Here is a 13,945-nt window from a genome sequence, read left to right as displayed (position 1 = left end):
GAGGGGCACGCCTTCCGAGGCATTCCGTGCTGCGAATCCACTTCACCCCGGCGGACCTGACCCGGGTCAGCGTCGCGCCGCACGCCGATCCGTTGTGGGAGATCGTGTTCAGTGGCTTCCGGCTGCGGGAACGGCGTTGCTCGGTGACCTACCGGCCATGGCTCTCCGCGCTCGGGACGACGCCCGGCTCCCGCATCGCCCCGGTTCGGGCGGGTTTCGCGGTGCTCAACGTGCTCGCTCCCACCGGCCCGTACTTCCCGGACTTCCTGACCCCGCCGGCGGGTCGGCTCGGTCTGGAGCCCGGGCTGGACGCCCTGGCCCGCACCCCGCGCCGCGAGCTGCGCGGCCAGCTGGAGCGACTCGCGTCGTACGCCACGCTGCCGTCCTGGGCGAGGCCGCTCGCCGACGCCGACGCCGGCGCGCTGACCTGGTTCACCGACACACTGCGCGCCTACCACCGCGCGGCCATCGCGCCGTTCGCCCAGCTCGCGGAGCAGAGCGTGGCCGCCGACCGCTCGTACCGGTTGCACAAGCTCGCGACCGAGGGCGTCGAGGGGCTGTGGGCGAGCATGCGACCGATGATGCGGTGGAGCCCGCCGGTCCTCGAGGTCGACTACTCCGTCGACCGGGACGTCTACCTGAACGGGCGGGGGCTGCGCCTCGTGCCGTCGTACTTCTGCCAGCACGTCCCGGTGGGGCTCGCCGATCCGGACCTGCCGCCGGTACTCGTCTACCCGATCGCCCAGCAGTTCGCCTGGGACCGGGTGAAACCGGCGCGCGGGTCGCTGGACAAGCTCGTCGGCACCACCCGCGGCGCGGTCCTCCGGGCGATGGGGCTCGGGGTGACCGCCGGTGAGCTCGCCCGCAGGACCAACACCTCAGCCGCGTCGATCAGCCGCCACACCAGCGTGCTGAGGAACGCCGGCCTGGCCCGCTGCGACCGGGAGGGAGCGGCGGTGCTGCACTCGCTGACCGACCTGGGCCGAGCCCTGGTCGAGGCGGACCAGGGCTGACCGCCTCCGTCATCGGTTGGCGAGGCCGTGCAGGAAGGTGCGCACCGCCAGGTCGGCGGCGCGATGGCGAGGAAGTGTGCCGGCGCTGATCGACGAGGCGGCGGCGAAGACCAGCGAGTAGAAACAGCCGACCGCCCAGTCCGGGGCGACGTCGTCGGCGAGTGCGCCCTCCTGCTGGGCGCGGGTGATGAGGGTCGCGAGCTCCTGCTCGTCCTCGTCGTCGCTGTCCCAGTGGGGGTTGCCGGTGAACCGGTCGGTGTCGCTGAACAGGAAGAGGATCAGGTCGCCGACGTCGACCATGGCTCGCATCAGGGCGTCGAGCTCCTCGGCGGCGGTGGCGCAGTTGGCCGTCGCCTTCTCCGACACCCGCTCGATCGTCTCGATGGCGTCGACGAGCGCCGCGTCGACCAGGGCCTGACGGTCGGGAAAGTACCGGTGCAGGGTGCTCCGGCTGACCTGCGCACGGTCGGCGATGTCGCCCAGCGGCGCCGAGAAGTCGCGTGACCACAGCGACAGTGCCGCGTCGAGGACCGCGCGGCGCGTGCGCTGCCGCACTCCCGTGGCGGGCTCGTCACCGCGGTTCCTCGCTGTCGGCACGTCCTTACAGTACTCAGCTGCCACTTCCTGACTCACTGCCGTGACAAAATGGGACAGTGGTGTGTCATTATCGGGCTATGGCGACTCCTGACCTGCCGATGCGCGGCAAGCTGGCGCTGTTGTGGTCCTACGCCAAACCACACCGGGCGATGCTGTCGCTGGGCGTCGTCCTGGGCCTGCTCGGCACCGCGGCCGAGCTGGTCACCCCGCTGGTCACCAAGGCGGTCCTCGACGGGCTGGCCGTGGACGCCGCACTGCGGGGGCCGGTCACGGTGCTGGCGGTGCTGCTGGTCGCGGGCACCGTGATCGGGCTGGTCCAGGCGATCATGCTGGGCACGCTGGCCGAACGGATCATCCTGGCCACCCGGACCGGCATGATCCGTCACCTGCTGAGCGCGCGTGTCCCCGAGTTGTCACGGCGGTCGAGCGGTGAGCTGGTCGCCCGGGTCACCTCGGACACGCTGCTGATCCGCGAGGCGACCACGTCGAGCGTCGTCAACGGCACCAACGGGTTCGTCGGGCTGGTCGGCGCACTGGTCCTGATGGGCGTGCTCGACCTTCCGCTGCTGATGACGATGATCGTGGTGATCGTCCTCGTGGGTGTCGCGGCGGTGCTGCTCATGCCCGGGCTGGCCAGAGCCCAGCAGGACGCCCAGGCCGAGGTCGGGTCGATGGGCGGCCGCCTCGAGGGTGTGCTGCGCGCGCTGCGCACGGTCAAGGCCAGTCGTGCCGAAGCCCGCGAGGTCCGTCGGATCGGCGACTTCGCCCGCCGGTCCACCGAGAAGGGCGTCCGCGCGGTGCGGATCGAGGCCGTCGCCTGGACCGTCACCGGCGGCGGCGTCAACCTCGCGGTCATGCTGGTACTCGGGTTCGGCGCGTGGCGGGTCTCCACCGGTGCGCTCGAGGTGACCGCCCTGATCGCGTTCCTGCTGTACGCGTTCCAGCTCGTCATGCCGGTGACGCTGCTGACGATGAGCATGACGGCGATCCAGTCCGGACTCGCCGCGGCGGTCCGGATCGCCGAGGTCCACGCCATCCCGCTGGAGGCCGACGACGTCGCATCCGGTCCGGGCGCGCCGCGTGCCACCGACGCCGACGCCCTTGTCCTCGACGACGTCCGGTTCCGCTACGCCTCGGACGCGCCGCCGGTACTGGACGGCGTGTCGATCACGATCCCCCGGCGCGGGCACACCGCGCTCGTCGGTCCCTCCGGTGCCGGGAAGACCACCGTCCTGTCGTTGCTGCTGAAGTTCCTGCGACCAGAACACGGGGAGATCCGGCTGGACGGACGGCCGTTGGGCCAGTGGACGCTCGAGGACCTGCGCGGCCGTATCGCCTACGTCGAACAGGACACCCCGCTGGTGCCCGGCACCCTGTACGAGAACCTCACCTACGCGGCGCCCGACGCCGGCGACGCCGCCATCTGGCGCGCACTCGAGGCCGTGCGCATGGACGAGCGCGCCCGGGCTCTGCCGGAGGGGCTGCACACCGACGTCACCGCGTCGACGCTGTCGGGCGGGGAGCGCCAACGCGTCGCGCTCGCCCGGGCGCTGGTGGCCGACCCCGAGATCCTCCTTCTCGACGAGGTCACCGCCCAGCTGGACGGGCTCACCGAAGCCGCCGTGGCGCAGGGCATCCGGCGCCAGGCGGCGCGGGGCGCGGTCGTCACCGTCGCCCACCGGCTTTCCACCGTGATGGACGCCGACCAGATCGTCGTTCTCGAAGCCGGTCGCGTCCGCGCCACCGGCACCCACGAGGCCTTGCTCGACACCGACGAGCTCTACCGCGAGCTCGTCGCCGCGCTGCGGATCGCGACCGGGCTCCGGGTCAGCCCAGCGGGGTGATGACCTCGGCCACCTCCTCGGGCATGGAGAGGAACGGTGAGTGGGAGGCGTCGAGTGTGACGACGGAGGTCGGGTTGTGCGGGAAGGCCGCGTCGGCCTCGGCGACGAGCTTGGCCTGGAGCGCCGGCCTGACCGCCAGGTCCTTGGCGCAGACGACGTAGGTGCGCCGCGTCGATCCCCAGCCCGCGTCGGTCAGGGTGGTGGTGCCGAGCATGATGCCGAGCGGGCCGTCGGGGGTGAGGAGGCCGGTGGCGGCGTCGGCGAGGACCGGGTCCACGTCGCCGTAGAACGCCTCGTACAGCCGGTGCCGGTAGCCCGGGTCGTCCGTGGCGAGGTCCAGCCGGAGCGCGCCGGTGCGTGCCGGGTCGTCTCGCAGCAGCGGCGCGACCCGGCCGTCCGCGGACTCCGGCATCCGCGTGTACGCCACGGCCGGCACCCCAGAGGCCGGCATGTACGCCGAGAGGTACACCGCGTGGGCGACCAGCTCGGGCGTCCGCTGGGCCACCCTCGTCAGGACCGGACCGGCCGCGCTGTGGGCGACGACGGTGACCGGACCACCGCCGCCCACCCGCTCGACCTGCGAGGTCAACAACTCGGCGGCGTCGTCGAGCGTCACCTCCGCCACGGGCGAGACGTCGGTGCTGACCGCCTCGGGGCTGGCGGACCGCCCGACGAACCACCCAGGACGGCGGGCGTGGAGCCCGTGACCCGCCAGGTCCACCGCGACGGCCCGCCGACCGGCGGCCACCACGTGGGGGAGGACCTCGCTCCAGCACCACGAGCCGTGCCAGAAACCGTGCACCAACACCAGCGGGGCGGTCACAGCAGCCTGTCCTGGGTGAACGGGACGTCGCGGAGGCGGCGGCCGGTGGCGTGGAAGATCGCGTTGCCGATCGCGGCCGGCACCCCGGTTCCCGGGGTCTCGCCGAACCCGCGCGCGTCGAGCGCGTTGCTGGACGGGTCCGGGCGGTCCACGAAGATCGCCTCCACCGGGGGGACGTCGGCGCAGACCGGCACCAGGTAGGTGGAGAGGTTCGGGTTGACCACCCGCGCGGTGTTCGGGTCCACCACCGTGTGCTCCATCAGCGCGAAGCCGATGCCCCAGGCCACGCCGCCGATCACCTGGCCGCGTGCGGTCCGGTGGTTGAGCACCCGGCCCGGGTCGTACGCGGCCACCACGCGGCTCACCCGCACCGAGCCGAGCCTGCGCCGGACCCGGACCTCGACGAACACCGCGCCGAACGTGTGCCCTGGCGTGTTCCTCGTGCTCCCGGTCAGCTCGACGGGTCGGCCGTGGCGCGACAGCACCGCGCGGTAGGTGTCCCTGCGGTCGCGGTCGCCCCGGGCGAACAGGTACCCGTGCTCGGTGACGACGTCACCGGCGGGCACGCCGTGCAGCGGCGAACGCGGGTCGGCGACGGCGATCGCGACCACGGCGTCGCGTGCGCCCCGTGCCGCCTGGGACACCGGGCCGATCACGCTGGGAATCGTGGACGAGCCGGCCGAGATGGACGCGGCGGGGAACGCCGTGTCGCCGAGCAGCGTCGTCACGTGGTCCAGCGGCAGGCCCAGCCCGTCGGCGACGACCTGGGTGACCACCGTGTACGTGCCGGTGCCGATGTCCTGGCTGGCGGTGCGCAGCGTCGCCCGGCCGTCCATGCCGACGACCAGCTCGGCGGTGGAGGCGTTCGCGTTGTAGGTGTGCAGCTCGGTGGCCATGCCCCAGCCGACGTGCTCCTCACCCTCGCACATGGACCCCGGCCGGGGGTCACGGCGCGCCCAGCCGAACGCCCTGCCGGCGAGCCGGTAGCACTCCAGCAGGTGCTTGCCGCGGTAGGGGAGGCGAGGGTTGAGGTTGCGTACCCGCAGCTCCACCGGGTCGATGCCGACCTCGTAGCTCAGCTCGTCCATCGCGGTCTCGAGGCCGAAGTGGGCGGTGGTCTCCGGCGAGCGCATGTAGCTCGACGTCGGCAGGTCCAACCGAACGCCCAGTTGTCGCACGTGGACGTTCGGGCAGGCGTAGAGGTGGAGCGTGGAGTCGCTGGAGTTGAAGATGCTGTGCTCGGTTCGGCTCAGCTGCGCGGTACTGGTGTCGACGACGGCGGTCAGCCTGCCCGTCCGCGTCGCGCCCAGCCGCAGGCTCCGGCGGTACTCGGCGCGGTGACCGGTCATGGTGAACATCTGCGCGCGGGTCAGCACGAGCCTCACCGGCCGGCGGGCCTGCCGGGCCACCGCCGCGGTGAGCAGCGTGTGGGGCCAGGTGGGGCCCTTGGCGCCGAAGCCACCGCCGAGGTACCGGGAGACCACCCGGACGTCGGGCCGCGGGTCGAACGCCGCGAACGCATCGGCCACGATCTTCCTGGCGAGGACGACGCCCTGCGCGCTCTCGTGCAGCACCAGGGAGTTGCCGTTCCAGACGGCAGTGGTGGTGTGCGGTTCGATCGGGTTGTGGTGCTGCGTCGGGCTGGTGTACTCGCGCTCGATCCGCACCTCGGCCTGGTCGAGCGTCGCGGCCGCGTCACCGCGGACGTGCTCGTTGGGGCGGCCGCGGAACTCGTCGGGCAGGAACGCCTCGTCGAGCGCGTCGACGAGGTGCGCGGTGGGCCGCTCGGCGCGGTAGCGCACCCGCACCAGGGTCGCCGCCTCCTGCGCCTGCTCCAGGGTCTCGGCCACGACGTAGGCGACGGGCTGGCCGTTGTGGTGTATCCGCGCGTCCTGCAGCGGAACGAAACTCTTGGGGTAGGGGAAGTCCGGCGGCACCGTCAGGCGCGGCAGGTTCTGGTGGGTGTAGACCGCCACGACGCCGGGGGAGGCCAGCGCCGCGCTCGGGTCCAGCTCGGTGATCTCCCCGCGCGCGACCGTGCTGGACACCAGGGCGCCGTGCAGCACCCCGGAAACCTCGTTGTCCGCCGCGTAGCGCGCCGCGCCGGTGACCTTCGCCCGACCGTCCACCCGCTCCACGCCCCGACCGACCAGCCCGGTCATCGAAGGCCTCCCAGCTCGGCGAGGACGCTCGCCAGCGCACGCTGGACGAGCTCCACCTTGAACACGTTGCCCTCGCGCGGTTCGGCGTCCCGCACCAGTACCCGGCCGGCGGCCTCGATCGCCGGGTGGGTCAGCGACCGGCCGCGGAGCGCGGCCTCGACCCGGCTGTCCCGCCAGGGGCGGGTGCCGACGCCGCCGAACGCCAGCCGCACGTCCCGCACGGTGCGGCCGTCCAGCCGCAGCGCGGCCGCCACCGACACGACCGCGAACTCGAACGTGGCCCGGTCACGCAGCTTCAGGTACCGCGAGCGCGCGGCGGCACCCGTGCGTGGCACGTCCACGCGGGTGATGAGCTCTCCCCGGCGCCGCGCGGTCTCCCGGTGCGGGGTGGCTCCGGGGAGAAGGTGGAGCTCGGTGATCGGGATGGCACGGGTGCCGTCCGGGCCGAGCAGGTGCACCGTCGCGTCCAGCGCGGTGAGCGCGACCGCCAGGTCCGAGGGGTGGGTCGCGATGCAGTGGTCGCTGCCGCCCAGGATGGCGTGTCCCCGGTTGTACCCGTCGATCGCCGGGCACCCGCTGCCGGGAACCCGCTTGTTGCACGGCGACCCCGGGTCCCGGAAGTACCCGCACCTGGTGCGCTGCAGCAGGTTCCCACCGATCGCGGCCATGTTTCGCACCTGGGGGGACGCCGAGGCGAGCAGTGCCTGCGACAGCACCGGGAACTCCCGCCGCACCTCGCGGTGCTCGGCGACCTGGCGCATCCTGGCCAGCGCGCCGATCCGCAGCGCGGCACCGTCGAGAGCGATCCCGTCGAGGCCGAGGCGGTTGACGTCGACGAGGTGGTCGTGGGCCTCCGCGCCGTCCCGCATCAGGTTCAGCAGGTCGGTGCCGCCCGCGACGAACGTCGAGTTCGGCGTCCCCGCGGCGAACCGCACGGCGTCGGCGGGATTCCTCGCGACCGTGTAGCCGAAGTTCCTCATCGGAGCTCCTTCGCGGCGTCGGCGACCGCGGCGACGATGTTCTGGTACGCCGCGCAGCGGCACAGGTTTCCGCTCATCCACTCGCGGATCTCCGTCTCGGAACCCGTGTGGCCCTCGTCGATGCAGGCGACGGCGGACATGATCTGGCCGGGGGTGCACCCGCCGCACTGGAACGCGTCGTGCCGGACGAACGCCTCCTGCACCGGGTGCAGCTCCTCGCCCCGCGCCAGCCCTTCCACCGTGGTGATCTCGGCGTCCTGCCGCATCACGGCCAGGGTCAGACAGGAGGTGATCCGGTCGCCGTCGGCCAGCACGGTGCACGCCCCGCACTCGCCTCGGTCGCAGCCCTTCTTGGTGCCGGTCAGCCCGAGCCGTTCGCGCAGCGCGTCGAGCAGGGTCACCCTCGGCTCCACGACGAGGCGGTGCCGCCGCCCGTTGACCGACAGGCCGATCTCCACCGGCTCGCCCGCGGCGACCGGGTTCGTCGGCGTGGCCGTTGCCGTGGCGACGGAGGCGAGATGGGCGACCGCGGCGGCCCCCGCCGCGGTGGACTTCAGGACGGCACGGCGCGGGTGGGTGGACCTCTCGGGTACGCGGTCGGCGGTCACGGGTTTCTCCGTCCGACCGAACCGCCGAGATTCTGGCGTGGATCGCCGTACGCGCGCGTCGTCAGGTCCTCCCACGCCGCCCACTCGGTCAGGCGCCGGTCGTAGGCCCCGCGCACGATCTCGGGGGTGGGCATGCCGAACAGCGCGCCGAACAGCACCCGCAGCGGCGGCCGCTCGGCGTCGACGATGTCGAGCAGCGCCCGCGCGGCGGCCCGCGGGTCCCCGGGGACGCTGGTGCCGCGGCGAGCGGCCATCTCCTCGCGCATCGTGTCGTAGGCCGAGAGCGGGCCGCTGTGCCGCGAGGACCATCCGGCCCAGTCGGTGTCGTACCCGCCCGGCTCCACGAGCGTGACGTGCACGCCGAACCGGGCGACCTCCGCGGCGAGGGACTCGCTGAGCGCCTCAAGTGCCCACTTCGAGGCGTGGTACGCGCCCAGGTTCGGCACCGCCACCACGCCGCCGACCGAGGAGACCTGGACGATGTGGCCGCCGCCGCGCTCGCGCATCCCCGGGAGGGCGGCGCGGACGACCCGATGGGCGCCGAACAGGTTGGTCTCCAGTTGGGCGCGCAACTCGGCGTCGGTCAGCTCCTCGACCGCGCCGAAGTGCCCGTAGCCGGCATTGTTGACCACCACGTCGAGCCGGCCGAAGTGGTCCTCCGCGTCCGCGACCCGGGCGCGGACCGCGTCGGCGTCGGTGACGTCGAGTGGGAGCACGAGCAGCCGCGGGTGCTCGTCACGGAGCTCCCGCAGGGACGAGACGTCGCGTGCGGTCGCGGCGACGTCGTCGCCCCGAGCCAGCGCGGCCCTGGTGAACTCCCGGCCGAAGCCGCGCGACGCTCCGGTGATCAGCCAGGTTCTCGGCGTCCTGGCGCGATCTATGCTGCTGTCGTTCATGACCGTTCCTCCCCAGGATATGAACAAGTCGTTCACATATGGACGGTACGCTCAAAATGAACAACCTGTCTATATATGCGAGGGGAAATGTCCGAGAACGTTCCCGGCCGCCCTGGCCGAGGTCGGCGGCCCGCCGCCGAGGTGCGCGCCGCCGTGCTCGCGGCGGCAGGGCGCATCCTGTTGCGAGACGGCATGCGCGCGGTCACGTTCGACCGGGTGGCGACGGAGGCGGGAGCGAGCAAGACCACGCTGTACAAGTGGTGGCCGTCCCCGGGCGCGCTCGCGGCCGAGGCGTACTTCGTGCGGAGCCGTCGGGTGCTGGAGTTGCCCGACACCGGCGACGTGCGCGCCGATCTGATCACCCAGCTCAGCGCGTTCGTCCGGTGGCTGAAGGACGAAGGCGCCGAGCGGCCCATGTCCGAGCTCGTCGGCGCGGCCCAGCTGGACCCCGATCTGGCCCGAGCCTGGTCGACGACCTACGCGCAGCCGCGCCGCGAGCTCGCCCGGGAACGGCTGCGGATCGCCCAGCGGCAGGGTCAGCTGCGCGAGGACGCCGACCTCGACATCATCGTCGACCAGCTGTGGGGAGCCTGCTACCACCGACTGCTCGTCCTGAAGGTGCCCTTCGACGAGTCGATCGTCGCGCGCCTGGTCGACCACGCGCTCTACGGGGCGGCACCCCCCCGCGGCGGGTACCGGTGAGCGGCGAGCCGCACGGGCTCGCCGCGGTCGCACCGAAGTTACGTCATGAGGCCTGGCCGGTAAGGCCGAAGAACGCGACGGCCTGTGCGGCCATCCCGCTGGACGGGAGGCTGTGCCCGGCGCCCTGGATGCTGTATGCCTCGACCTGGACGGTGCCGGAGGCGTCGGCGTAGCGACGGCGGTTCCAGTTGGGCTGCGGGGTGTCGGTGGCGGTGGGTGTCTGGCTCAGGCCGAACACGTTGGTCCACTGCTCGATCTCCTCCTGCAGCAGCGAGTACGGCACGAGGGTGTCGGCGGTGCCGTGCCAGAGCTGTACGCGACTGCGGGGGCCGGTGTAACCGGGGTAGGCCTGCCGGACAGCGTCGCCCCACTGCTGCGGGGTGCGGTTCATCGTGCCGTTGGTGCACCTGCTGGCGCCCGGCGGGTAGTCGGCTGCGTTGGCGAAGCAGTTGAAGGGCACGCCCATGAACGCCGCGCCGGCTCGGAACACGTCCGGGTAGAGGGCGAGCATGTGGTTGGTCATCATGCCGCCCGAGGAGGAGCCGGTGGCGAAGACCCGGTTCGGGTCGGCACCGTAGCTTTGCTGGGTGTAGGTCACCATCGAGGCGATGGAGACCGGGTCACTGCCGCCGCCGCGCCGCTTGGAGGCGTCGGACCAGGTGTCGAAGCACTTGCCGAACCCGGCCTGCTGCTGCGCGCTGGGGTAGATGACGATGAATCCGTGCCGGTCGGCGAGCGAGGCGAACTCGCTACCGGAGTAGAAACCTGGGCCGGAGCCGCCGCAGCCGTGCATGGCGACCACCACCGCGGGGCTGGCCGGGCGGGAGTCGGGCACGTAGACGTGCATGCGCATCCCGCCGGGGTTGGTGCCGAAGTTGGTCACCTCCACCAGCGTCGCCGCGGACGCCGGCGGCGCGAACACGACTCCGGCGAGGGTGATCGACAGGGTACTGACAAGCGTCACGAGCGCCGTTCTGATCATCATTGACCTCCGGTCGGCGACCCCCCTCATTTTCGACGATAGGTATCTGAACAACGGCCGTCAACAATATGCCGAATATCAACACCGGCCCGTCAGAAGCGGCGTTGTCGGAGCCGAAAATTCCGTAAGGAAGCTGTGCAGATTTGTGACGATCTTCGGCGGACGGACTAAGGTGCAAACGTCGGCCGGAAAGGTGGTGGCAGGTGCGCGATGTCGGTGACCCCACCGAGGGGTACGGTGGGTTGGCCGTGCGTCCGGAGACGCTGCTGCTCACCCTGTTCGGCGACCACGTCCTGGACCGGGGGATAGCCGTGTCGACCGGCGGCGTCCTCGCCGTCCTCGAGGATCTCGGCGTCGGCCAGCACGCGGCGCGGGCGACGCTCGACCGCATGAGTCGGCGCAACCTCCTCCGCAAGGTTCGCCGAGGCCGTCAGGCGTTTCTCGCGCTGACCGAGCACGGCGCCGCGGTGCTTCGGGACGGGCAACGCAAGCTCGACGGCGACGTCGTCGAGCGGCACTGGGACGGCCGGTGGACGCTGCTGACGTTCTCGGTGCCGGAGACCCGGCGCGCGGACCGCCACGCCCTGCGGACCCGCCTGGGCTGGTTCGGGTTCGGCCCGCTGCGCAGCGGGCTGTGGGTCTCGACCTCGACCGAGGACATCTCGGCGGCGCTGGCCGAGCTCGACCTCCTCGAACACGCCGACGTGTTCCGCGCCGAGGCTTTCATGTGGACCGATCCCAGCCGAATAGCCCGGGAGGCCTGGAACCTACCCGAGATCGCCGCGGGATACGCGCGGTTCCTCGAGCGGTGGACCGCCGAGGCGTCAGACGACCTGGACGAGCTGTCCCGACGTGTCCAGCTGGGCGCCGAGTGGTTGCTGCTCATCCGCCACGACCCGGTACTGCCGGTGGCGCTGCTTCCGGCGCACTGGCCGGGTGTACACGCGGCGGCGCTGTTCCACAACCTGCGTCGCCAGTGGACCCGCCCGGCCGCCGAGCGGGCGGCGGAGGTACTCGAGTCCATCGTGGACGACAGGTGAAGCCCTGGTGGCGGACGAGCCAGCCACCAGGGCACCGTTTCTAGCGACCAGCCTTGGCATACCGGCCGTTGGCCGGCACCCAGGTCGCCACGATGGCGACGAGGCCGACAGCGAGGCCGGCCCAGCCGAGCATGACCATCAGGTTCGTCCCGTCCTCCGGGATGGTCGCGATCAGCAGCGAGAACCCGGCGGTCGCCAGCGCGGCGACGGTCACCATGACCCTGGCCCAGGTGGCGGCCTTCCGCATCAGCAGACCGAAGACCAGCAGCAGCACGCCGGAGATCAGCACCGCGTACGCCCGGGTGAACAGGGGGTCGAACTCGTCGCTCTCCGCGATCGCCGTCTTGATCGCCTCGATCCCCCCAGTCCGGGACTCGACCTCCTCGGCGGTCAGTCCGGTCTCCTCGGAGATGGCCGTCACCACGACGCCGCTGGCGTTGAGGACGACCAACGCGCCGTTGACGATCGCGGCGAGTGCCGCCACGACCGCGGCTCCGATCGCCACGAGCAGGGTGGCAGGGCGAGCGACGTCGGCCGGTGCCGGTCGCGAAGTAGCCTGTGGATAAGAGGACACGTGCGTTTTTCTCCCTATGGTGTCAATAATTGGGCAACGAGGACGATCGGACGGCGACACCCCTCAGGTCGCCCTGACGATCACTCGTGGCGGCGCAGGTTAGCGGAACCCACCACACGGAACGCACACAGAACGCACACGGAAAGCAGGGGACCGCTTCCCTGACCGGCCGCGAGCAGGTCAGTCGAGGATGCGTACCAACTCGACGCGGGAGCGCACGCCCAGGCGGGTGAAGATGTTGCGCAGGTGGTGTTCCACGGTGCGCTGGCTCAGAAACAGACGGGCGGCGACCTCGCGGTTGGTGGCTCCCTCCGCGACGAGCCGAGCGATCTTGTCCTGCTGCGGGGTCAGCACGGGCACCGCGTGACCGGCTTTCGGCGGTTCGCCCACCGCGTGCAGTTCGGCGCGGGCGCGGTTGGCCCAGTAGTCGGCCTCGTGGCGTTCGAAGTGGTCGATCGAGTCGCGGAGCAGCTCGCGCGCCAGCCTGGGCTTCCGGTTGCGACGCAGCCGGCTGGCGTAGAACAGCTCGGTCTTCGCCAGTTCCATCGACGTGCCGCTGATGCGGTGCAGGCGAATCGCCTCGTTGAAGTGACCCTCGGCGTCCGTACCGTCGGTCACCATGGCCTGGCAGCGGTGGGACACCGCGAGCCGCGACGACGGGCCGGTACTGCGCACCCAGCGGGTGTAGCTGCGCAGCGCGGCGTCGGCGGTGGAGGGCTCACCGCAGCGGACCGCGGCCTCCACGATGTCCGGCGCCGCCAGGACCCACACACCCGCGTGTGTCCGGCCCGCACCGACGTGCCCGAGGTGACGCAGGGCGTCGGCGGGCCGGTCGCGGACGAGGTCCACACAGGTCAGGGCCCAGGCGCCGAGGGTGTCGGACCGGCCGAGGCCGCGGTCGCGCACTCCCTCCCCGGCCGCGTCGATCCGGTGCAGCGCGGTCTCGGTGTCGCCGAGCAGTGCCGCGAGCAGGGCCAGGAACATCAGGTGGTCGGTCATCGCGTTGGGCTGCCCCGCCGCGATCGCCGCGTGCGCGCCCTCGAACGCGCACTCGCGGGCGAGGTCGTGCTGGTCGGCGTGGAACGCGGTCATCGCTCGGTAGGTCAGCGCCCACGGCACGAGCGTGGTCAGGCCGTGCTCCCGCGCCGCGGCGACACCCCGTTCGGTCAGCCGCAGCGCCGTCGCCAGGTCGCCGAGCACGAACGCCGCGTGGCCGCCCCAGATCGCGGACGTCGCGTCCGGCAGCCGGCCCGCGAGCTCGACCGCCGAGCGCAACGCGGGCAGCGCCGCCTCGTGCCGCCCGGCGAAGCTCGCGGCGGTGCCGACCAGGTGGTCCAGCACGAGCCTGGACCCCGGTGCCTCCTCGGCGGTGCGCCACTCGGCGGCGGTGGCGGCGATCTCGCCGTGCAGCGCGTGGTCGCCCGCGACGGCGGCGGCCTCGCCGGCGAACCCCAGCGCCGTCACGGCCAGTACGCGGTCGCGGGGGAGGAGCCGCTCGGCGGCGCGGACCAGCCTGCGGGCGGCGACGACGGGCTGGCCCGCGCCGACCTCGATGCCGCCTTCCACGAGCTCGGCCAGCACCCGCACCTCCGCCCGCGCGGACAGCGGCACCACGGCGCGCAGGGTCGCCCGCGCCCGGTATGGCTGGCCGTGCCGCCAGTGGTCGGCGGCGGCGGACACCAGGCGGCGCGCCCGCAGGTCGGGGGCGGTGGTCAGCGCGGCGG

13 protein-coding genes are annotated in these 13,945 nt (G+C 72.4%); 4 read left to right on the top strand and 9 right to left on the bottom strand.

Annotation, left to right across the window (positions count from 1 at the left end; genetic code table 11):
• Nucleotides 1-26: 26 nt before the first annotated feature.
• Nucleotides 27-1,013, top strand: coding sequence for an ArsR/SmtB family transcription factor (locus BU204_RS31680; protein ID WP_075129475.1), 987 nt, complete (start codon nucleotides 27-29; stop codon nucleotides 1,011-1,013).
• A 9-nt stretch (nucleotides 1,014-1,022) separates the two neighbouring features.
• Here the strand turns inward: BU204_RS31680 and BU204_RS31675 are convergent, their stop codons facing one another.
• Nucleotides 1,023-1,610, bottom strand: coding sequence for a TetR/AcrR family transcriptional regulator (locus BU204_RS31675; RefSeq protein WP_083661812.1), 588 nt, complete (start codon nucleotides 1,608-1,610; stop codon nucleotides 1,023-1,025).
• Nucleotides 1,611-1,687: 77 nt separating this feature from the next.
• Between BU204_RS31675 and BU204_RS31670 the strand changes: the two genes are divergently transcribed.
• Nucleotides 1,688-3,454 carry an ABC transporter ATP-binding protein gene (locus BU204_RS31670; RefSeq protein ID WP_075129473.1) on the top strand — a complete coding sequence of 589 codons (1,767 nt, stop codon included), beginning with the start codon at nucleotides 1,688-1,690 and terminating at the stop codon, nucleotides 3,452-3,454.
• On the opposite strand, the gene BU204_RS31665 is transcribed toward BU204_RS31670, so the two are convergent.
• The 5 genes from BU204_RS31665 to BU204_RS31645 are packed head-to-tail and all read right to left on the bottom strand — an operon-like array spanning nucleotide 3,438 to nucleotide 8,923.
• Nucleotides 3,438-4,277 carry an alpha/beta fold hydrolase gene (locus BU204_RS31665; RefSeq protein ID WP_075129472.1) on the bottom strand — a complete coding sequence of 280 codons (840 nt, stop codon included), beginning with the start codon at nucleotides 4,275-4,277 and terminating at the stop codon, nucleotides 3,438-3,440. The two genes, BU204_RS31670 and BU204_RS31665, sit on opposite strands and share 17 nt — an antisense overlap.
• Complete coding sequence (locus BU204_RS31660) at nucleotides 4,274-6,439, bottom strand: xanthine dehydrogenase family protein molybdopterin-binding subunit (RefSeq protein WP_075129471.1); 2,166 nt, start codon at nucleotides 6,437-6,439, stop codon at nucleotides 4,274-4,276. Before BU204_RS31660 ends, BU204_RS31665 begins: the two co-directional genes overlap by 4 nt.
• The gene (locus BU204_RS31655; protein ID WP_075129470.1) at nucleotides 6,436-7,419 is read right to left on the bottom strand and encodes an FAD binding domain-containing protein; all 984 of its coding nucleotides are present in this window, start codon (nucleotides 7,417-7,419) and stop codon (nucleotides 6,436-6,438) included. Before BU204_RS31655 ends, BU204_RS31660 begins: the two co-directional genes overlap by 4 nt.
• Nucleotides 7,416-8,027, bottom strand: a complete 612-nt coding sequence (locus BU204_RS31650; RefSeq protein ID WP_075129469.1) for a (2Fe-2S)-binding protein — start codon at nucleotides 8,025-8,027, stop codon at nucleotides 7,416-7,418. Before BU204_RS31650 ends, BU204_RS31655 begins: the two co-directional genes overlap by 4 nt.
• A complete protein-coding gene (locus BU204_RS31645) occupies nucleotides 8,024-8,923 on the bottom strand; it encodes an SDR family NAD(P)-dependent oxidoreductase (protein WP_075129468.1) in 900 nt (299 codons plus the stop codon). Before BU204_RS31645 ends, BU204_RS31650 begins: the two co-directional genes overlap by 4 nt.
• Nucleotides 8,924-9,010: 87 nt before the next feature.
• Here BU204_RS31645 and BU204_RS31640 point away from each other — a divergent pair, with 87 nt between their 5' ends.
• Nucleotides 9,011-9,625 carry a TetR/AcrR family transcriptional regulator gene (locus BU204_RS31640; protein ID WP_075129467.1) on the top strand — a complete coding sequence of 205 codons (615 nt, stop codon included), beginning with the start codon at nucleotides 9,011-9,013 and terminating at the stop codon, nucleotides 9,623-9,625.
• Between the two features lie 43 nt (nucleotides 9,626-9,668).
• On the opposite strand, the gene BU204_RS31635 is transcribed toward BU204_RS31640, so the two are convergent.
• Nucleotides 9,669-10,610 carry an extracellular catalytic domain type 1 short-chain-length polyhydroxyalkanoate depolymerase gene (locus BU204_RS31635; RefSeq protein ID WP_075129466.1) on the bottom strand — a complete coding sequence of 314 codons (942 nt, stop codon included), beginning with the start codon at nucleotides 10,608-10,610 and terminating at the stop codon, nucleotides 9,669-9,671.
• Between the two features lie 200 nt (nucleotides 10,611-10,810).
• On the opposite strand from BU204_RS31635, the gene BU204_RS31630 reads away from it, so the two are divergent.
• A complete protein-coding gene (locus BU204_RS31630) occupies nucleotides 10,811-11,647 on the top strand; it encodes a PaaX family transcriptional regulator (RefSeq protein ID WP_083661811.1) in 837 nt (278 codons plus the stop codon).
• 40 nt (nucleotides 11,648-11,687) lie between these two features.
• Here the strand turns inward: BU204_RS31630 and BU204_RS31625 are convergent, their stop codons facing one another.
• Nucleotides 11,688-12,152: a hypothetical protein gene (locus BU204_RS31625; RefSeq protein WP_075129465.1), complete on the bottom strand. Its 465-nt coding sequence runs from the start codon at nucleotides 12,150-12,152 to the stop codon at nucleotides 11,688-11,690.
• A 249-nt stretch (nucleotides 12,153-12,401) separates the two neighbouring features.
• A partial coding sequence (locus BU204_RS31620) for a LuxR family transcriptional regulator (protein WP_233160811.1) occupies nucleotides 12,402-13,945 on the bottom strand: 1,544 nt, incomplete at its 5' end.

This window comes from Actinophytocola xanthii, from assembly GCF_001921205.1.
GTDB classification, from domain to species: domain Bacteria; phylum Actinomycetota; class Actinomycetes; order Mycobacteriales; family Pseudonocardiaceae; genus Actinophytocola; species Actinophytocola xanthii.
The sequence above is the reverse complement of the archived record's forward strand: the minus strand, read 5'-3'. Positions and strand labels throughout refer to the sequence as shown.